At 44.8% G+C, this 19664-nt stretch carries 17 protein-coding genes and 1 pseudogene; 16 read left to right on the top strand and 2 right to left on the bottom strand.

Going from position 1 to position 19664, the window contains the following annotated elements:
• Positions 1-6: 6 nt before the first annotated feature.
• From NRIC_RS17055 to NRIC_RS16985, 15 genes and pseudogenes are all read left to right on the top strand, one after another.
• Positions 7-387: a hypothetical protein gene (locus tag NRIC_RS17055; RefSeq protein ID WP_146623921.1), complete on the top strand. Its 381-nt coding sequence runs from the start codon at positions 7-9 to the stop codon at positions 385-387.
• 110 nt (positions 388-497) lie between these two features.
• Positions 498-1451 (top strand): aldo/keto reductase, encoded by a 954-nt coding sequence (locus NRIC_RS17050; RefSeq protein ID WP_146623920.1) that lies wholly within the window; start codon positions 498-500, stop codon positions 1449-1451.
• Between the two features lie 718 nt (positions 1452-2169).
• Entirely contained in the window at positions 2170-3210 is a 1041-nt protein-coding gene (aroF, locus tag NRIC_RS17045; protein WP_146623919.1) for a 3-deoxy-7-phosphoheptulonate synthase, read from the top strand.
• A pseudogene (gene aroB, locus NRIC_RS17040) lies at positions 3204-4267 on the top strand (3-dehydroquinate synthase). The gene aroF and the pseudogene aroB overlap by 7 nt, the downstream one beginning before the upstream one ends.
• Positions 4268-4863: 596 nt before the next feature.
• Positions 4864-5364 (top strand): shikimate kinase, encoded by a 501-nt coding sequence (locus NRIC_RS17035; RefSeq protein WP_146623918.1) that lies wholly within the window; start codon positions 4864-4866, stop codon positions 5362-5364.
• Positions 5365-5578: 214 nt separating this feature from the next.
• The gene (gene serC, locus NRIC_RS17030; RefSeq protein ID WP_146623917.1) at positions 5579-6658 is read left to right on the top strand and encodes a 3-phosphoserine/phosphohydroxythreonine transaminase; all 1080 of its coding nucleotides are present in this window, start codon (positions 5579-5581) and stop codon (positions 6656-6658) included.
• Positions 6659-7843, top strand: coding sequence for a phosphoglycerate dehydrogenase (locus NRIC_RS17025; protein ID WP_146623916.1), 1185 nt, complete (start codon positions 6659-6661; stop codon positions 7841-7843).
• Positions 7843-9069: a DUF1015 domain-containing protein gene (locus NRIC_RS17020; protein ID WP_146623915.1), complete on the top strand. Its 1227-nt coding sequence runs from the start codon at positions 7843-7845 to the stop codon at positions 9067-9069. The genes NRIC_RS17025 and NRIC_RS17020 overlap by 1 nt, the downstream gene beginning before the upstream one ends.
• Before the next feature lie 162 nt (positions 9070-9231).
• Positions 9232-10377 (top strand): trans-sulfuration enzyme family protein, encoded by a 1146-nt coding sequence (locus tag NRIC_RS17015; RefSeq protein ID WP_146623914.1) that lies wholly within the window; start codon positions 9232-9234, stop codon positions 10375-10377.
• 30 nt (positions 10378-10407) lie between these two features.
• The gene (locus NRIC_RS17010; RefSeq protein WP_146623913.1) at positions 10408-11319 is read left to right on the top strand and encodes a helix-turn-helix transcriptional regulator; all 912 of its coding nucleotides are present in this window, start codon (positions 10408-10410) and stop codon (positions 11317-11319) included.
• Between the two features lie 68 nt (positions 11320-11387).
• Positions 11388-12071, top strand: a complete 684-nt coding sequence (locus NRIC_RS17005; protein WP_146623912.1) for a flavin reductase family protein — start codon at positions 11388-11390, stop codon at positions 12069-12071.
• Between the two features lie 397 nt (positions 12072-12468).
• The gene (locus tag NRIC_RS17000) at positions 12469-13374 is read left to right on the top strand and encodes an ABC transporter ATP-binding protein (protein WP_146623911.1); all 906 of its coding nucleotides are present in this window, start codon (positions 12469-12471) and stop codon (positions 13372-13374) included.
• Positions 13367-14965 (top strand): ABC transporter permease, encoded by a 1599-nt coding sequence (locus NRIC_RS16995; RefSeq protein ID WP_146623910.1) that lies wholly within the window; start codon positions 13367-13369, stop codon positions 14963-14965. Before NRIC_RS17000 ends, NRIC_RS16995 begins: the two co-directional genes overlap by 8 nt.
• An 11-nt stretch (positions 14966-14976) precedes the next feature.
• Positions 14977-15615: a TetR/AcrR family transcriptional regulator gene (locus tag NRIC_RS16990; protein WP_175580142.1), complete on the top strand. Its 639-nt coding sequence runs from the start codon at positions 14977-14979 to the stop codon at positions 15613-15615.
• Entirely contained in the window at positions 15616-16107 is a 492-nt protein-coding gene (locus tag NRIC_RS16985; RefSeq protein WP_146623908.1) for a prolyl-tRNA synthetase associated domain-containing protein, read from the top strand. It begins immediately after the preceding gene.
• A 53-nt stretch (positions 16108-16160) separates the two neighbouring features.
• Here NRIC_RS16985 and NRIC_RS16980 read toward each other — a convergent pair whose 3' ends face one another.
• Positions 16161-17747 (bottom strand): putative polysaccharide biosynthesis protein, encoded by a 1587-nt coding sequence (locus tag NRIC_RS16980; protein ID WP_307720550.1) that lies wholly within the window; start codon positions 17745-17747, stop codon positions 16161-16163.
• Positions 17748-17979: 232 nt separating this feature from the next.
• Positions 17980-18678 carry a TIGR00266 family protein gene (locus NRIC_RS16975; RefSeq protein ID WP_146623907.1) on the bottom strand — a complete coding sequence of 233 codons (699 nt, stop codon included), beginning with the start codon at positions 18676-18678 and terminating at the stop codon, positions 17980-17982.
• A gap of 111 nt (positions 18679-18789) precedes the next feature.
• Between NRIC_RS16975 and NRIC_RS16970 the strand changes: the two genes are divergently transcribed.
• Complete coding sequence (locus NRIC_RS16970; protein WP_146623906.1) at positions 18790-19572, top strand: ABC transporter ATP-binding protein; 783 nt, start codon at positions 18790-18792, stop codon at positions 19570-19572.
• Positions 19573-19664: the final 92 nt, after the last annotated feature.

Genomic DNA, 19664 nt, shown 5'->3' with positions numbered 1-19664 from the left:
GGAAAGATGCAGCAGCATCCCTTTACTGCAGAACAATTGTTTCGCTTGTCTCGCAAAACGCTGGAACGGCGCATTGGTGATTACTATTTTCGTACACAGAATCAGACGATCACCTTGAAATTGTTGCTGGCGATCCAAATTCGAGACCGTCTGGGAACAGAAGACTTCACATTCTTCATGAAGGGCTTAGCAAGACATCTGTATTTGAACACCCGGGTGACTAGGGCGATGAAGCGCTATTTGTTTTACTTCAAATCGTATTTTTCCGAGCAGGAATGGGCATTGCTGCTGTTAAAATGCTTTCCCCTCAGAACGTATCTTCTATTGATCGAGAAACTGACTCGCGGCTTCGACCAGAAACGTCCGCAACAGTTCGGAATTCCTTGACGAAAGAACGATAACAAAAATGCTATCAATATTTACTGCTGGCGTAGTAGATTCCACTGTGCGTTTTCTCTAGAATAAATCTAAGAGGAATCAAAAAGGAGAGAAGTCTGATGGAGTATTGCCAGATCAAAGGATTAGACACGAAAGTCGCTCGTATTGCTTTAGGTACCGGCTGGTTCGGACCAGAAAATGAAGCGGTGATTTTCGATTTGTTGGATCAATATGTCGCTGAAGGTGGAAATGTGATCGACACAGGCCGATTTTACAATGGGGGAAAATCAGAGCAGGTCATCACAAAGTGGCTGCAGCAGCGAGGCAATCGTGACCAGCTGCTGTTAGTCAACAAGGCTTGCCATCATTATGTGGACGAAAACAATGTTCAGTACCCGGATCAAAGTCGTGTAGGGGCAGATTACATCACTGAGGATTTAGAATACAGCCTGAAAAATATGGGGGTGTCGCACTTTGATATCTACATTATGCATCGAGACAACGAAAACGTGCCGGTAGAAGAGTTGATGGATCGGTTTGAACAGCATCGCAAGGAAGGAAAGATCACTGTTTACGGAGTCAGCAATTGGTCGTTGGAGCGGATTGCGGCTGCGAATGCCTACTGTAAGAAAAAAGGATACGCAGGAATCACTTTGAACAGTCCCTCGTACACGCTGGCTACTGTCAAGAAACCACGCTGGTACAAGGCGGTTTATGTGGATGCTGATTACGTCAAACAAAACAATGACTTGGGGATCACGGTGATGAGCTGGGGGGCCCAAGGCGCTGGATTTTTTGTTCCCCTGTGGGAAAACATGGAGGCTGAAGCGCCTGAGGATATCAAAGGAGCCTTTTTCACGGAAGAAAACTTCCAAAAATTAGCTCGTGTCCAAGAATTGGCTAAGGAAAAAGGAGTCGAACCGGTAAACATTGCGTTAGCCTATGTATTGGCTGATCGTTTTGATGTGTTTGCCTCGATCGGGCCGCGGAATAAGTATGAGCTGCTTTCCAGTTTGAAAACCCAGCACGTCAAATTGACGAATGAAGAGATTACTTATTTAGAATTGAAATAAGACGAACACAGAGGCCAAAAATCGGTCATTTGCCGATTTTTGGTTTTTTTCTTTTATTTTTTTGTGTTATTTATTAGGCTGGATGTCGATCGATAAACAAGATTTATCATTTTGATAAAATATTGATATATATAGCTTTTTCCATTTCCTCTGCACTTATTTTCAGAAAAAGCTGCCTAACTTTCTCTTGTGATTTAAACTACAAAAGGGCAAAATGACGCTTGACATTCCATGAACAAGTCTCTAGAATAAACACCATCTTAAACAAAGAAAAACAAAAACGTTTGGAGTGGAGACCATGAATACAAGGACAACTTCACAACTGAATAACTATTACTTTAGCTATTTTAGATAGGTTTGTGTTCATGAAATCATGGATGCAAACGACACGCAGTTTGTATCTATGATGGCTAAAGAGTTTTAAGATGACTTTTGCCACATAGATGAAAATCTATAGTGGCTTTTAATTTTCCTTTGCAGAGGTAGGCTCATTGTAGATTTTTCATCTATGATGAGCCTTTTGTATGTGGAGGGAGTGTTATGGAAAACACGGATTCGGGAAAAGACAGCGCGTTTTATCACAGGGTTATACGCAGCACGACCTCCAGATCTTTTGGAGGCAGCCAAGCAGTGCAAGCATCTGAGACGTCAGAATAGGCACTGAGAAAAATCAATTAGTCGTCACTTATGATCAATTAAAAAATTAGGAGGAATTATCATGATCGTTATTATGAAACCAGAAGTAAGTACAGAGGAATTGTCTCCCATTATCAATAGAATCAAGCGTGCAGGCTTGGACGTTCAGATCAACCATGGCGAGAATCGGATTGTGTTAGGGCTCTTGGGAGATCCTGAGATTTTACGTTCCGTTTCTTTCCAGCAGTACCCGATCGTCGACAAAGTCGTCCCAATCTCAAACAGCTACAAGCTGACTTCAAGAGAATTTCATCCGCAAGACACGGTTGTAGATGTTGACGGTGTTAAAATCGGCGATGGCAGCTTCGTTACGATGGCCGGTCCTTGTTCAGTAGAGGGAGAAGAACAAATCATGGAAGCTGCTAGAATGGCGCACGCCGGCGGAGCCAAAATTTTACGAGGCGGGGCCTACAAACCTAGAACTTCTCCCTACGCTTTCCAAGGATTAGGGGAGACGGGATTGAAGATCATGCGGGCAGCAGCAGACGCTTACGAGCTAAAAGTCATTACTGAAGTGATGGATGAAGCCCACATTGATGTGGTTGCGGAATACGCCGACATTATTCAGATCGGTGCCCGCAACATGCAAAATTTCCGTTTGTTGGAGGCTGTTGGAAAAACAGGAAAACCAATTGGCCTCAAACGCGGGATCTCTGGCACGATCGAGGAATGGCTAAACGCAGCGGAATACATCGCGGTTCAGCAAAATTCTAATATCCTATTCATCGAACGCGGCATTCGTACCTACGAACGAGCGACGCGCAACACGTTGGATCTGAGTGCAGTCCCATTGATGAAGAAGCTGAGTCATTTCCCAGTGATCGTTGACCCAAGTCATGGAACTGGTATTTGGGATCTGGTGTCGCCGATGGCACGTGCAGGGGTTGCCAGCGGGGCCGACGGCATGATCGTCGAGATCCATCCTGATCCGTTGAATGCTTGGTCGGATGGCGATCAGTCATTGAATGAAAAGAATTACCTGCAAATGATGAAAGAAGTGGAAGTACTTGTCGAAGCGATGCAAAAGATCAAAAGCTTAACCAAGGGGGAAATCGTATGTTAACCATTCATTTAGCCAATAAAAGTTACGACATCATCGTGAAGAAGGGGGCACTGGAAACGGTCGGTGCCTGGGTCTCTGAGATTTGGAGCAAACGCAAGATCGCTTTGATCAGTGATGAAAATGTGTTCCCGATTTACGGTCGCACGGTCACTCAATACCTTGAATGGCACGGATTTGAAGTTGTTTCTCATGTCGTACCTGCCGGCGAAAAAAGCAAATCCCTGGGGACGGCCGAAGAGATCTATGATTTTTTGACTGATGAAGGCTTCTCCCGCAGTGATTCACTCATTGGGTTAGGCGGTGGTGTGATTGGAGATTTAACCGGCTTTGTGGCATCGACCTACATGCGGGGATTGTCCTTTATTCAAATTCCTACTTCGCTTTTGGCACAGGTGGATTCCAGCATCGGCGGCAAGACCGGCGTCAATTGTGAAAAGGCCAAAAATTTGATAGGTACCTTCGCTCAGCCGGACGGAGTATTGATCGATCCTTTAACCTTAGAATCTTTGCCAGAAAAACGTCTATCTGAAGGCATGGCTGAAGTCATTAAATGTGCGATGATCCGTGATGCCGATCTGTGGCAAGAGCTGCAAAAAACCAATCGTCTGGAGATTCTTCTAGGATACAGTGAGAATATTATTTTGAGGGCTTTAAAGGTCAAAAAAGCATTGGTCGAGGAAGATGAATTCGATCAGGGACAGCGTTTGCTGCTGAATTTCGGACACACGATCGGTCATGGGCTAGAGGCGAGTCAAAACTATGAAATGATCAGCCATGGCGAGGCAGTGGCCTTAGGCATGGTCCAAATGACCGGGGTGACTGAAAAAAAGCACTAAGCCGAAGGAACCTGACCCAAGAGCTGATTGAGATGGTCGAGGCCTTTGGTTTGCCTGCACGGTATCAACCGTGGGACGAAGAAAAGATTTTTCAAGCGATGACCCATGATAAAAAGGTTCGAGGAGACAAGATCAGAATCGTGATTGTTGAAGACATCGGAAAAAGCCGGATCATGTCTGTCCCTTTGAATGAATTGCGAGAGTATGTCACGCTAGAATAACTGGGGATTCTTTCTGCTGTTTGGTGCTTCATGGCATCGACAGCATTTGCTCCGCTCTGTGGGCAGCAGAACCGCAACGATTCGTTTGATGAAATTTTTTTAAATCTTTTACAAAATAATAGTTGACAAATCAAAAGACAATCTCTAGAATGAGAATAACATTAGAGAACAATCAGTTTGGAGCGAGATCAATGATGAATAAAATGACTGCACAACTGAATAATTTTTACTTTAGCTATTTTAGATAGGTTTGTATTCATGCAATCATGGGTACAGACGACACGTTTGTATCTATGATGGCTAGAGAAATTTCTTTTGACTTCTGCCACATAGATGAAAATCTATAGTGGCTTTTTATTTTTCCTTTTTAGGCGAAGGCTCATTGTAGATTTTCAATCTATGATGAGTCTTTTTGTATCCAAGGAGGGAATCACGTGACACAAGATCGTATACAAGCGAAGCGAGTGGACCATAAAAAGAAGGGGATCCATACGCGTTGGCGAAAGGATGACGGGGCTGGATGAGCCGACAGTTCAGGTGTATCAGATAGAATCAAAACAGAATTCGGGATAAAACAGAGAATAGGAGAATGTATGATGAAATCAATTATTTTAATCGGCTTTATGGGTGCCGGAAAAACCACGATCAGTAAACAGGTAGCAGAAATCTTAGATTGCCAACGCGTTGACATGGATGATGTGCTGGTAGAACGGATCGGCTCCATCAGCGAATACTTTGAAAAATACGGAGAAGCCTCTTTCCGCCAGCATGAAACAGCCTTGCTGAAAGAAGCCGTTCACCAAAAATCCGTGATCGCTACTGGCGGCGGAGTCATTATGCAGGAGGAAAACCAGAAGGTGTTGTCTGATAAGATGGTGGTTTACTTGAAGGCTGACCCAGAAATCTTGATCGATCGCATTCGCAAAGACAAAGAAAACATTCGGCCAAACGCGACCCATAAGAAAGACAGCGAAATCAAAAATCTTTTTTACGCACGCGAAAAAATGTACGAAAAATTGGCTCGTTTGACTGTAGATACATCGAACCGCTGCCCGAAAGAAATTGCAGCTGAAATTATCCAACACGTGGCCTCATAAAAACAGGAAGCGGAAAAGTCGAAGGAGAAATCTTTCGACTTTCTTCTTATTAAACAAGAGCAAAAATCCGAGGAATGAAAATTGAGATGTAAAAAATATTGAAAATTTATGCAAAAAAATCAAATTACAGCCGAATGGTACTAAAATTAGACTTTTATCATTTTAAAACTTCTGTTATAATTGTCATCACATCTTAGTGAAGGAGCGAACAAATATGACAATTTACAATTTTTCTGCTGGACCAGCCGTACTACCTAAAGCGGTGTTGGAGAAAGCACAGTCCGAGCTGCTGGACTATAAGGGCAGCGGCATGTCGGTGATGGAGTTGAGTCATCGTTCCTCCTGGTTTGAAGCGATCATTCAAGACGCTGAACAGCTGTTAAGAGAGCTCATGGCGATTCCAGATCATTATCAGGTGCTTTTCCTGCAAGGCGGAGCAAGCCTGCAATTCACGATGGTGCCGATGAATTTGGCTCAAGGGAAGAAAGCATTGTATGTAAATACCGGCTCATGGTCGAAAAAAGCGATTAGCGGGGCGAAGGCTCTTGGTGTTGAGGTTGAAGTGATCGCCTCAAGCGAAGACAAACAATTCACGTATATTCCAGAGCTTCCAGAAACGATCGATCAAGAGGCAGCGTATGTCCATATCACAACAAACAATACAATTGAAGGAACGGCTTTTGCAAAGATTCCAGATTGCGGTGCTGTACCGATCGTCGCTGATATGTCTTCGAATATTTTAGCAAATGATTACAAGGTTGAGGATTTTGGATTGATCTATGCAGGGGCGCAAAAAAATATTGGTCCTGCCGGGTTGACAGTCGTCATCGTGCGAGAAGACTTGCTGGGCCAAACTGAGATCGCTGCGCCGATGCTGGATTACAAGCTTCAGGCCGACAATCATTCGTTGTACAATACACCTCCAACCTTTGCCATTTATATCGCGAAGCTGGTGTTTGAGTGGGTCAAGGAACAAGGCGGCGTTGCCGGCATCACCGAACAAGATCGAGTAAAAGCGGGTCGTTTGTATCAAGCAATTGAAGAATCTGGATTGTTCCAAAGTCCGGTCGAAAAAGACAGCCGTTCTTTGACCAATGTACCGTTCATCACTGGCGATGCAGAGCTGGACAAGCAGTTTAATGCAGAGGCTTTGGCTGCCGGGTTCGAGAACCTGAAAGGGCACCGATCCGTTGGCGGCATGCGGGCAAGCTTATACAATGCCTTTCCGATTGAAGGCGTGGATGCACTCATCGCGTTCATGAAAAAATTTGAACAGGACAATGGGGGAAAATAAATGTTTCATATCAAAACATTCAATGCGATCGCTCCAGAGGGAATGACGCGTTTCGATAAAGAAAACTATAAAATCAATGAAAGCGAAACACCTGATGGGATCATTTTACGTAGTCAAAAACTGCACGATTACGCATTTCCTGATTCTGTTTTAGCTGTTGCCAGAGCCGGCGCGGGAACCAACAATATTCCCGTTAGTGAGTGTACAGAAAAAGGGATCGTGGTGTTCAACACACCAGGTGCCAATGCCAATGCTGTCAAAGAGCTGGTATTAGCAAGTCTGCTGCTTTCTGTTCGTCCGATGGTGCAAGGGATCCAATGGGTTCAAACACTCACCGGCGAGGATGTCGAAGAGCAGGCAGAAGCAAACAAAAAGCAATTTGCCGGGACTGAGCTGGAAGGCAAAAAACTAGGCGTGATCGGACTTGGGGCGATCGGAGCAATGATTGCCAACGATGCCTATCGTCTAGGCATGGAGGTCACTGGCTACGATCCTTATGTTTCAGTTGACACCGCTTGGAGCATTTCTCGCCGTGTAAAACGGGCGATGGATATCAAAGAAGTGTTGACCAATTGTGACTTTATCACGATCCATGTACCGTTGACTGATGCAACACATCATTTGATCAGCACCGAAGAGCTTGCTCAAATGAAATCGACTGCAAAGCTCTTCAACTTTGCTCGTGGAGAGATCGTTGACACAGATGCTATATTAGAGGCAGTTATTAATGACAAAATTGGCGGATATACAACGGATTTTGCTGAAGAAAAACTGCTAAACGTCGACAAGATTACGGTTCTTCCACATTTAGGCGCTTCAACGGAAGAGGCTGAGATTAATTGTGCCAAGATGGCAGCTCGCGGATTGAAGCGTTTCTTAGAAACCGGAATCATCAAACGTTCTGTCAATTTTCCAACGGTTGAAATGGCCTTCGATGCACCTTACCGAATCACAGTGATCAATAAAAACGTACCCAATATGTTAGGACAGATTGCTTCAGATATCGCTTCATTGGATGTGAATATCGCGAACATGGTCAATCGAGGGAGGGATGATCATGCCTATACCCTAGTGGATGTCGACGAGACTGACCCTGAAAAAATTCAGGCAATCGCTGACAAATTGGCTCAGAATGAGGGAGTCATTCGGGTTCGCACGATCAAAAATACGGAGGTGGGCTATTAATGGTCTATGTACGCCCCTTTAAGGCGATTCGTCCAGCAGAGGAGAAGGCAGAACAAGTCGCAGCATTGCCTTACGATGTAGTGAACTCTAAGGAAGCGAAGGAACTGGCTGCCGATAATCCCTACAGTTTTTTCCACATCGACAAAGCAGAAATCGATCTTCCAGAGGATATTTCCCCATATGATCCGCAGGTCTATCAAAAGGCAGCTGATCACCTAGCGGATTTTCTGCAGCAGGGCTGGTTGAAAAAAGAAACAACAGAATGTTATTACTTGTATGAATTGACCATGAACGGCCGCAGTCAGACCGGATTGACCGCATGTACCTCGATTGACGACTATACAGCGGGGAAGATCAAGAAGCATGAGTTTACTCGCCCAGAAAAAGAAATAGACCGAATCAATCATATCAAGGCCTGTGATGCCAATACCAGTCCAATTTTTTTGAGTTATCGTTCGAATGACTTGATTCAGCGATTGATGGATGACTGGAAAGCTACCCATAAAGCCGTTTACCAATTTACCAGCTTCCATGACGTGACCCACAAGGTATGGGTAATGGATGATCCAGCCGTGATCCAGCAGCTGCAGCAAGCGTTTGATCAAGTGGATGCCTTATATATCGCCGATGGCCACCATCGGACCGAATCAGCGGTCAAAGTGGGTCTGGAAAAACGCAAAAACGGACAGGAAAGTCCGGAAAGCAGTCGCTTTCTTTCCATTATTTTTCCGGATGAGGAGTTGGCGATCTGGGAATACAACCGAGTGTTGAAGATTGCGCCGCCAGCGAATTTTTGGGAGGGCTTAGCCAAGCACTATCAAGTCGAAAAAAGCGGAGTCAAAACCCCTGCAGCAGCAGGCCAGGTTCAGCTTTACGATGGGAATGCTTGGTACACCTTGACGATCAAGCCCGAAAGTGTTTCTGATGACCCTGTGGAACGGTTGGATGTGGCGTTACTGCAACGCTACGTTTTCGATCAGCTATTTGGGATCAAGGATATTCGGACAGACAAGCGAATCGATTTCGTCGGAGGCATTCGAGGAACAGCCGAGTTGGAAAAATTAGTGGATTCCGGGGAATGGACACTGGCATTTTCAATGTACCCAACTGCGATGTCTGACTTATTATCTGTTGCCGATGCGGGCAAAATCATGCCGCCAAAATCGACTTGGTTCGAACCAAAACTATTAAGCGGCTTGTTTTTACATGATTTAGAAACAACATAACACCGAAGCCTTGAGACGCCCGCGGATGGAGCTCAAGGCTTTTTTGATGCAGTGAGCCTTTAAGTAATAGTCGACTAAAAATCTGCTAAAAACCTCTCCATAATGGAAGAAAACGGTTTCTTTTAATGGTAGAATCAGATTGACTGAAGGGGAGGGACTTAAATGAGAGACAACACAAGACTGATTCATGGATACGAGGTTTTCGATGAACAAACTGGGGCATCATCGATTCCTATCTATCAATGTTCAACCTTTAAGCAAACATCGATCAGGCAGGATCAGCCCTACACCTATTCTCGCTTTGGCAATCCGACAAGGCGAGCATTGGAAGAAGGGATCGCTTCGATTGAGGGCGGGCGCTTTGCATCTGCTTTTTCTTCTGGCATGGGGGCGATATCGGCTGTATTGCTAAGCTTCAGCCGGGGAGACCATCTTGTGATGGGCAAAAGTATTTATGGCGGGACTTTTCAGCTGGTCAACGAGGTGCTGCAGCGTTTTGGTATCAAGGTAAGCTTTGTCGATGAGACCGACCTTGACCAATGGCGGCAGGCAATTAGACCAAATACAAAGGCACTGTATTTAGAAACCCCCTCCAATCCTCTGCTGCAGATCACCGATATAACTTCGGTCGTGTCGATCGCTAAGGAAAGCCAGCTGACCACGATTATCGACAATACGTTTATGACGCCGCTGCTGCAAAAACCGTTGGAGCTAGGAGTCGATCTTGTGATCCACAGTGCTACTAAATTTATCAACGGTCATAGTGATGTGGTGGCAGGTTTAGTCGTGACTGATGATCCAGAATGGGCGGAGCAAATCAAGTTGCAGCAGAAAGTGCTCGGCAGCATGTTAGGGGTGGAGGATTGTTGGCTAATTATGCGAGGAATGAAGACATTAGGTCTGCGAATGCAGCAAAGTTGTCAGAGCGCTGAAGCAATCAGTCATTTCTTGGCAAAGCAACCACAGGTGAGAAACGTGTATTATCCCGGGCTGCCGAGTCATCCTGGATACGCGATCCATCAAAAGCAAGCGAAAAATGGTGGCGCTGTTCTGTCATTTGAGTTGGCCAATCAACAGGCTGTTTACTCGTTTGCGGATGCAGTGAAGCTGCCCATTGCTGCAGTCAGTTTAGGTGGTGTAGAATCGATTCTTTCTTATCCAGTCACCATGAGTCACGCGTGTGTACCAAAGGAAGAACGGGAGAAGCAGGGCGTCACAGAAGGGCTGCTTCGCTTATCCGTAGGGATTGAAGAGACAGAAGATTTGCTTGGCGACTTAGCGCAGGCATTAGAGAAAATCGATCAATAAAAAGAATACAATCGTTCGTGAGGTGAGTAGATGAAAATAGACCGTCTAATCGGAATTATTACAATTCTGTTGCAAAAGGAGAAAGTTACAACATCACAATTAGCAGAGCGGTTTGAGGTTTCAAAGCGGACGATCCAACGGGATATTGAAACGATCTGTAAAGCTGGCATTCCTGTTGTATCCATGCAAGGATATGGGGGAGGACTATCCATTGCCGAAGGGTACAAAATTGATAAAACATTATTGACAGAAAAAGAAGTGAGTGCCATTTTTATGGGGCTTAAAAGCATCGATACTATTTCAAAATACAGTGTTACTCAACGTTTGATGGAAAAGCTCACGAGTGAAAAGGGGAGTATCCTGGACGATCGAAATAGAGTGGTGATTGATTTAACTTCATTTTATCAAGAGAGCTTGTCAGAAAAATTTGACGTGATAAAAATGGCGATTACCCATCGGGAACTCATTTCATTCCACTATTATTCTGAAAAGGGAGAAAGCGAACGCATTATTGAGCCTTATTTTATTATGTTTAGGTGGTTTGCCTGGTACGTTTATGGCTACTGTCTTGCCAAACAAGATTTTAGACTTTTCAAACTGAATCGTCTAAGTGAGTTGCAAAAGCTAAAAACCAGTTATGAGGAAAGGTATATTTCAGAAAAGGCACTTGATTTTGACGCATCTATTTGGCGCGACGATATCAAGCTAGTCGCGCTTTTTGACATGCACGTAAAATATCGACTGATTGATGAGTATGGGCTTGAATGTGTAACCTTTGATGATCAATCCGGCAAATTACGGTTTGAAAACGTGTTTACTAATTACAGCTACTTACTGCAATGGGTACTAAGTTATGGTGATGCCGTAAAGGTTATAGAGCCGCAAGACTTAGTTGATAGCATCCGCCAACATGCAAAAAATATGTTCGCTCACTATGAGTAATAGGACATACAGGTGTCGTCTTCCTCATGCTAAGCTAAAACTACCTAAAATCGAAGGGGGCTTTTGTTATGAAAAAAGAAATTTCAATGTTTGATAGACCTGAGCAGCTTGCTGGATATGAGATTGAACAATACGCAGCATGTTGCGGCAACTTGTCTTGGTATGATTTTGTTACATCCATGCCGCAATTGGTTTTTGTAGTGACTGGTTGGAAATCCAATGGCAAGGAAAATGCTTGTCTGCACTCTTGGTCTAGTTTTATGGGAAGTGGCTTGGAAAACTTTATCTGTATATTGGGAAAAGTCAATAAAGACGGGCATATGTATCAATCCCTGAAAGAAACGAAAGCCTGCGTATTGAACTTTCCTTCAATCGATAGGTATGATCGCTGTGTTAAAACGATTGGGAATAACCAGTTTGAAACAGACGAAATCACCGCTTCGGGGCTTACGGTAGAGAAAGCTGCCAAGGTTCATGCGCCGCAAATCAAAGAGTGCTTTTTGAATATTGAGTGTGAATATTTATGGGAACAGGCACTTTTTGAGGGCAGTAATGAAGTAGCAATTGCCGTAAGAGCGGTCAATATTTGCATGGATAGTGACTACTACGACCAAACCAAACTGGGAAGGTATGGAAAGAAGGGGTATATGTACTACATTGATCAGCCGACCAATCCGGAAACAGGAGACATTACTCCTGTTGGCCCCGGAACAATAGAAGCAGGCAAACCCATTGAATGGGTTACGAAATAAGCCTTTAATTGTTGCCTAGACCAAATAATGACGCATCGATCCTGTGTTCTGTATGCCAGAATAAAAATGCAGGATGAACCTAAACTTCAAAACTTTCCATTGTTCTATGCGGAGCGCAAAAAGAAATACTCGACAATGTACCAAAAAATGAATTTAGTCCTCTATTACAGGCCTAGATGTTAAGAAGCAGAGCCGATAACTTGTGAGATGACTCAGAGTTATCGGCTTTTGATTGTGACGATACGCCCGGATGATCCACTTGGACAGGGAGACTTAAAGATGATGTTCAAATTACTGCGTGAGGAAGTCAAGTGAAGAGGCGGTACGATTTTCTATTGACTCACCAGTCAATCGGGAGTACACTTATATTGACTGATGAGTCAATGGAGGCGGTAAAATGGAAGAAGCAGTGATCGTATTAAACCAGGTAAAGAAGCGATTTGGTAAGTTTGAGGCGTTGAAGGATGTCAGTTTTACTGTGAACAAAGGTGAAATCTTAGGATTTATCGGTCCGAACGGTGCTGGGAAGTCCACGACGATCCGAGTGCTGTTGGGCATGCTCAAGATCAACAGTGGAGAAGCCAAAATTTTCGGTCAGGACGTATGGAAAGAAGATGTGGCGATTCACAAAGGGATTGCTTACGTACCTGGAGATGTCTTTCTTTGGCCTAATTTGACTGGAGGAGAAATCATTGACCTGCTGCTGCGTCTAAACCAGCAACAGCGGAGCCCAGAAACTGAACGTTTGATCAAACTGTTTCAGCTGGACACAAGTAAAAAGGCACGCACCTATTCAAAGGGCAATCGGCAAAAGGTCGCGCTGATCGCTGCCTTGTCCCAAGAGGCTGACGTGTATATTTTCGATGAACCGACGTCAGGCTTAGACCCTCTAAATGAACAAGCCTTTCAAACAGAGGTTCTGCGTTTGAAGGAAAGCGGGAAAAGTGTGTTGCTTTCCAGCCACATCCTTTCGGAGGTCGAAAAAATGTGCGATCGAATCGTCGTTATTCGCGAGGGAAGCATCATCGAACAGGGCAATCTGACAGAGATGCGTCATCTAACGCGGTTGGAAATCACGGTGGAAACGCAAGAGGCGCTGCGGGATCTTGAAGAATGTTCTTGGATTCATCAGCTTGTTCTTGAGACGGATCATCGGGCTCATTTTTTTGTTGAACAGGACAGATTAGCTGAAACGATGACGTTGTTGTCGAAAAAAATGATTCTTTCCTTGCAAAGCACACCACCGACACTTGAAGATCTTTTCTTGAGCTACTACAAAGATGGGAGTGCACAGCATGAATAAAGGAGCAGGCATCCTGTTGAAGGCCAATCTGAAGCAAAACCGAGTATTGATTTTGATTTGGCTGGTTTTATTGGTAGGGCTGTTTGCCGGAATCGCACTGTATTTCAATGACCTTTTTGGTACGGCAGATGAAATTGCAGCAATCAAGGAAATGATGCGCTCGCCGGCGATGGTGACCCTATTTGGTGCTTTCAGCGATCAGCAATTGTCTACAACGGCTGGCTTGTTGGCCGCAATGATGCTGATATTCATGGGCATCTTTGTAGTTATCCTGAATATTCAACTGGCGATCGGCAGTACCCGAAAGCAGGAAGACAGCGGGATTTTAGAGCTGGTTCGTTCGAAGGCTGTCGGGAAACATGCGCCGTTGACTGCGGGAATCTTGGAATTAGTGATCGTCAATGGATTACTGGGAGGCTTCTATTTTCTTTCGCTGCGGGTTGCTGACTTGCAGGACAGCAGTTTAGCTGGTGACAGTCTGTTTGCGGTATTGCTGGTCGTTATAGGAATATTGTATGGCTTTGTAGGTCTGCTGGCAGCTCAGATCGGCAATGACAGTCGTCAAAGTTATCTGCTCAGCTATTTGGTTTTCGCTGTCACCTATGTCGTTCGAATGATTACTGATGTGACTGATCCGGATTATTCCTGGCTTTCTCCCTTTGGTTGGCTGACGAAGGCAGGGGTGTACCAAGAAAATGACTGGCGGTCAGTCGCTTTACTTGGAGCGAGCAGCCTGCTGCTTTTCGTCGGCATGTTTGTAACCATTCGTTCTCGTGATTTAGGCAGCGGTCTGTTGCCGATTCGCAGCGGCAGGAAAACAGCACGCGGCTGGCTGCGGAGTACGCTAGCGTTGCAGGTTCGTATCGAACGAAATGGATTGATCGGTTGGATCGTTGGTTCACTGGTATTAGGCGCGGGCTATGGCTCCGTCTTTAACAGTGTAGGTGATATATTGAAGGTCAATCCAACCTATGAGGCCGTTTTAGGTGTCAGTGCCGTCAACAATGCCAACCGAACGATCGTTTTAAATTATATCAACATTTTAGGTGTCATCTTCAGTCTGATGGCAGTCCTATGCGGGGCGATGATTATTTTTTCTCTCAAAAAGAATGAAGAAAAAGGATACTTGGAGCTGCTTCATGTTAAAGCTGTCTCAAGGACTCAGCTTTTTTTAAGTCATTATATCGTAGCTGCCGTGGGTGCTTTGCTAGTGCTTGGTGCTTCAATACTAGGCATGGCGTTGGCGGGAGAACAAGCATTAGCGTACTCGCTGGACATTGGCTATTACTGGCAAACTTTTGGGGTCAATTGCTTGGTTGTGTTGTCTTTCTTAGGGCTGGCCGCCTTTTTGGTAGGGATTTTGCCAAGAGGAACGATGCTCTTTTGGGGGTATTTAGCGATTGGCTTTGCAGGCCGCTATTTTTCGCCGTTGCTGAATCTTTCAGATGACTGGCAAAAACTTTCTCCATTAGGTTGGACAGACAAAGTGCCTGTCGGTTCTTTATCCTTGCATTGGTTAGTGGCAATGATCGCTCTTTCGATTGTTCTGACATCCCTAGGAATTTTTGGGTATAATCAAAGAGACGTATAGGAGGGGTACGATTGAGAAAAATAGTCAAAGATCCCGAGAAGGAAAAAGCCATTTTACAGGCGAGCATCGTTTTGTTTGGCGAAAAGGGGATTCAAGCGGCTAAAACCGAGGATATTGCGAAAGCAGCAGGTGTTTCCAAAGGCTTAATTTTTCATTATTATTCAAGCAAAAAGGGCTTGTTTCTAGCCGCTTATGAATATGTCCTGAATTTTTTTAACGGACTGTTGGATCATGCTGTCTGGTTGAATTCGACGGATCTAAAAGACATGGTGGTCAACGCCATGAAATACAAACTGACGATCCAAATAGAGTATCCGATTGAAACGAAATTTGTTTTTCGCACGATGCAGGATCGCAACGGACTGCCGAAGGAATTCCAGGAAGAGCTGAATCAAAAAGAGTGGCTTGAATACGATGTGACTCGCCAATTGCTGGATTCCTGGCTGGACAACGTGGCAATCAAAGCAGCCTTTACTAAAGAAGAAGTGCTGCGAGCGATCACTATGGTTTTGCGCGGCGAGCAAGCATCGCTTCAAGAGGAAATGGCTAAACATCCTGAATGGACGACGATGGAGGATCTGGATCCTTGGATAAAAAAGCTGAAGACAACATTGGCGATCATGGAGCAAGGTTTTTTGGAGGAGGATTAAATGAAACAGGCAACGGAGCAAGAAGTGTATCCACTATTGGAAGAACTAAACATCCCTTATGAGAAGGTGGCGCATCAAGCTGTTTACACAGTAGCGGAGATCGATTTTAGCATTAACGGCACAGAGGTCAAAAATCTTTTGATGAAATCCAAAAAGAGCGGCCGGTTTTATTTTGTCATCTGTCCTAGTGAAAAGCGGTTGAATATCAAGGCTTTAGCACAGGCTTTGGGTGAAAAACAACTGTCTTTCGCTTCAGCAGATGAGCTGATGGCGCTGCTGGGATTGACGCCAGGTTCGGTCACTCCTTTAGCGTTGCCTCATGACGATAAGAGAAAGGTCACTGTTGTTATCGACCTGTCGATTGACCAGCAGGCCAATATTGGCTTTCATCCCAATACAAATACGGCAACCTTGGTCCTGGCCTTTGGAGATTTTCAGCGTTATTTAACAGCATTAAATAGAACACCCATTTATGCGATGATTTCAGACTAAAAAAGTGGCACTGCGAGGTTGTTTGCAGTGCCACTTTTTTGGGGTCAAACGTTTTAGCGAATTCGCAATTTGCGGCGCAGACCTTCTACTCGAGCCCCCAGCAGCTGATCGGCGATTCGGGTTTTTAAAGCTAAGAACATGTAGGTCAGTCCGCCAAAGACAGCTACGATCAAAATGATCACCAATGATTGCGTTTTGGAATCAGGGCTCAAAACGATTTGAGCAGCAAGTTTTACAAGAAAAGCGACGACGCCCATCACAAGCGACATCCCGGTGATCTTGCCGATCGAAAGAAGGGTCTTACGCATCGGAAAACCTGTGATGTTGTGAATGCGATCTAGGATAAAGAGATTGGAGCACAACAGACCAATAAACGTAGATAGCAATGGTCCATAAGCTTTAAAGATAAATGTCAATGGCACTTGAGCGACCAATTTGACGACCATCCCAATAGCTAAAAGCCCCACTGTCAAACGGTTGCCATCCAACCCTTGAAGCATCATCGAACAAACCATGAATAACCCCATCATGATCCCTACGACACAGGAAAAGGCCAGCAGCTGAGAAGCCTCTGCATTCGGCCGATAAAACAATGTGTTCAACGGGTAAGACAAAACGATCATCCCAATGGTTGCCGGCATCATCGCAAAGAAAAACAGCTGGAAATTGTTAGAAGCCAAACTAGCCAAACCAGCAAAATCCTTTTTCGTAAATCGCTCAGTGATCAAAGGCAGACCAGCAGTTGCCATCGCTGTTCCTAAAGCAATCACCACCATCGTTAATTTATCCGGATTGGGTGAAATGAAGGCAAACAGTTCAGCATTGCGTTCAGGCGAATTATTTGTTATCCATTGCATGATCGGTTCAAAGGTGTACTGGTCGATCAGTTTATAAATGCTGATCCCGCTACCCACAACAATAAACGGGATGGCCTGCATAACCATTTGCATGACCAGCTGACCTCCGGAAAAGGAGACTTGGTTATTGCTGTGGTTTTCTAAAACACGAAAACGTTCTTTTTGTTTGAATAAAGAGTACAGCAGCACAGCCATAGCTACAGCCACGCCCACAAAGGCTGCAAATGTCGAATGAACGACGGCGGTTTTGTAGCTGCCATTGTTGATACGCATGATGATGAACGCCGAAGCCAGCATGTAAAACACTCGCGCGACCTGTTCTAAAATTTGCGACATCGCGTAAGGCTTCATTTCGCTGTTTCCTTGGAAGAAGCCGCGGATCACACTCATCATTGGAAAAATCAGCAAAACTACACTTAATGAACGCATCACCGGCACAAGATCGGGATTGCCCTGGGACAACAGCGGCGCACCGAAAAACATAATGGCTGCGCAGAGGATCCCGCCCGCCAGCATGATCCGCAAGGTATAAAACAGCAGCTTTTTGCTTAAGCCATATTCGTTCATCGAGTTATAGCGCGCGGTCTGCTTGGCTACTGCTGCAGGAATCCCTGCAGTAGAGATCATCAAAAACAAGGCGTACACATTGTAGCCCTTGCCGTACAAAACATTGGCGGCCTCTCCATGAGGCTGCATCCACATGTACCATGGAATGATATAAACAGCCCCCAGCAAGCGTGAAAAAATATTGCCGACTGTCAGCCAAACCGTACTTTGCACCATCTTTTCCTGCGCGGAGGCTTCTTTTTTTACTGAAGTTTCCGGGGCATGTTTTTGCAGTTGTTCTTTTTTATGGTATAAACTCATTCGGGAAAGCGGAGGCTCGCCCTTGTAAATTTTTGTCTCAAAATCATTGTTCTCAGTCATACAAACCAGCTTTCTCAAAAAGATTCTCCCATATTTTACCTGTTATTTCCCACAGATACAATCCGTAGTTTGAATCTTAATGAAAACCCTATCGTTTTTCAGGGACGAAAGGGGTGATTTGATTGGCAAAATTTTCCAGATTTCTAGTTTGAAGATAGATAGTACCGACACCATGAAACTCGTTGACGATGCCTTCCCCGGTAGTAAATCCAAAGATGCCGGAAGCGACCTTGATGTCATAATCCAGTGAACTCGACCAAGCAATCACATGTTGGTTGTCAACAACGACGGGAGCTGAACCATCCAAGGTAAGCTTTTCGATGTCGCCAAAGGCAGAGGCTAAAAGAGTCCCGCTTCCAGAGGTTTCCATGACAAACAATCCGCCGGTACCACCGAACAAAGCGCCCGATAATTTTTGACGGACCATGTTATAGGCCACGCTTGATTCACAGGCCAAGAAGGCTCCTGTATTCAACCGCCAATGCTCTTGTCCAATATCAAGTGAAAAGATCTTGCCTAAAGTTGGCGGAGCCACTGCAAGAACAGCATTTTGTGACAGGGCGGTTGCGGAGCTGATAAAAAAGCTTTCACCGCTGGTCATGGACCGGCCTAATGCACTTAATGCGCCGCCTAAACCTTTCTTACCATTCGCATTCATATGCCCTTCAAGGTTGATCTCCCCTTGTTCATAAACCATCGCTCCCGGCTCAAGTCGAATCTGTTCGTTTTGCTGCAGCGTGATCTTTGCGATTGGTGCAAAGGTACTGCTGGAAATGTCTACATTCATTCTTATCATTCCTTTCTCTGAGATAAATTATATCAGAGTTTCTGTCCACAACCTCGTCAAACTTTGGTATGATAACAAAAATGATTGTTTATTTACGAAGGAGGAACAGTGATGGCCATTTTAACATTTGAAGAGGTTTCCTTGATTCGCCAAAAAAAGAAATTGCTGGATTCGATCAATTGGCAGATCGAGGAAGGGGAAGATTGGGCGCTGCTCGGCTTGAACGGCGCAGGAAAGACGCTGTTGTTACAATTGATCTCTGGCAACATGTGGCCAACAAGGGGCAAACTGACGGTTTTAAACCAGATTTTCGGCAAAACCTCCATTCCCGATTTGACCAAACGCATCGGCTGGGTCAGCAATTTGCTGCAATATCGTTTTCAGCAAACGGAAGAAGCTGAACGAATCGTCCTTTCCGGTAAATTCGCCAGTATCGGGATCTATCAGCAATATCAAAAAGAAGACATGGAAGAGGCTAAGCAGCTTTTGTCCTCTTTAAGCGGCAAAGATTTGATCGGAAAGCCGTATCAAGTACTGTCGCAAGGGGAACGGCAGGTCGTTTTGATTGCTAGAGCTTTGATGGCTAAGCCGGAATTGCTGATACTTGACGAGCCCTGCACGGGATTGGATTTGTTTGCACGCGAGGATCTGCTGGAACGAATCCAACAGATCAAGCAAGGAAAAGGAGCACCAAGCCTGCTTTATGTCACGCATCATACCGAAGAAATCTTGCCATTGATCACGCACGTGCTGATGGTCAAGGATGGAAAAATTTTCAAAAAAGGAACTAGAGAAGCATTGATCACCGAAGAAAATTTGACCAGCTTTTATTCTCGACCAATCACGATTCGTGCACTTACGAAAGATCGGTTGATTGTCATGCCCAAAAAATAATTAAGTGACTCCTGGATTCAGGAGTTTTTTTACATTGTAAAATACATAATAAAAATATCGCAAAAGAAATAAGTGGGATTGTCAAAGTTTTA

Origin of the sequence: Enterococcus florum, from assembly GCF_004309355.1 — a bacterium.
Classification (GTDB): domain Bacteria; phylum Bacillota; class Bacilli; order Lactobacillales; family Enterococcaceae; genus Enterococcus_A; species Enterococcus_A florum.
The sequence above is the reverse complement of the archived record's forward strand: the minus strand, read 5'-3'. Positions and strand labels throughout refer to the sequence as shown.

Excerpts from the sequence above, each read along its gene's own strand:
- NRIC_RS16970 (WP_146623906.1), top strand. The coding sequence starts at position 18,790 with ATGGCCATTTTAACATTTGAAGAGGTTTCCTTGATTCGCCAAAAAAAG.
- NRIC_RS17015 (WP_146623914.1), top strand. The coding sequence starts at position 9,232 with ATGAGAGACAACACAAGACTGATTCATGGATACGAGGTTTTCGATGAA.
- NRIC_RS16985 (WP_146623908.1), top strand. The coding sequence starts at position 15,616 with ATGAAACAGGCAACGGAGCAAGAAGTGTATCCACTATTGGAAGAACTA.
- serC (WP_146623917.1), top strand. The coding sequence starts at position 5,579 with ATGACAATTTACAATTTTTCTGCTGGACCAGCCGTACTACCTAAAGCG.
- NRIC_RS17010 (WP_146623913.1), top strand. The coding sequence starts at position 10,408 with ATGAAAATAGACCGTCTAATCGGAATTATTACAATTCTGTTGCAAAAG.
- NRIC_RS17035 (WP_146623918.1), top strand. The coding sequence starts at position 4,864 with ATGAAATCAATTATTTTAATCGGCTTTATGGGTGCCGGAAAAACCACG.
- NRIC_RS16995 (WP_146623910.1), top strand. The coding sequence starts at position 13,367 with ATGAATAAAGGAGCAGGCATCCTGTTGAAGGCCAATCTGAAGCAAAAC.
- NRIC_RS16980 (WP_307720550.1), bottom strand. The coding sequence starts at position 17,747 with ATGGTGCAAAGTACGGTTTGGCTGACAGTCGGCAATATTTTTTCACGC.
- NRIC_RS17025 (WP_146623916.1), top strand. The coding sequence starts at position 6,659 with ATGTTTCATATCAAAACATTCAATGCGATCGCTCCAGAGGGAATGACG.
- NRIC_RS17005 (WP_146623912.1), top strand. The coding sequence starts at position 11,388 with ATGAAAAAAGAAATTTCAATGTTTGATAGACCTGAGCAGCTTGCTGGA.
- NRIC_RS17050 (WP_146623920.1), top strand. The coding sequence starts at position 498 with ATGGAGTATTGCCAGATCAAAGGATTAGACACGAAAGTCGCTCGTATT.
- aroF (WP_146623919.1), top strand. The coding sequence starts at position 2,170 with ATGATCGTTATTATGAAACCAGAAGTAAGTACAGAGGAATTGTCTCCC.
- NRIC_RS17000 (WP_146623911.1), top strand. The coding sequence starts at position 12,469 with ATGGAAGAAGCAGTGATCGTATTAAACCAGGTAAAGAAGCGATTTGGT.
- NRIC_RS16975 (WP_146623907.1), bottom strand. The coding sequence starts at position 18,678 with ATGAATGTAGACATTTCCAGCAGTACCTTTGCACCAATCGCAAAGATC.
- NRIC_RS17020 (WP_146623915.1), top strand. The coding sequence starts at position 7,843 with ATGGTCTATGTACGCCCCTTTAAGGCGATTCGTCCAGCAGAGGAGAAG.
- NRIC_RS17055 (WP_146623921.1), top strand. The coding sequence starts at position 7 with ATGCAGCAGCATCCCTTTACTGCAGAACAATTGTTTCGCTTGTCTCGC.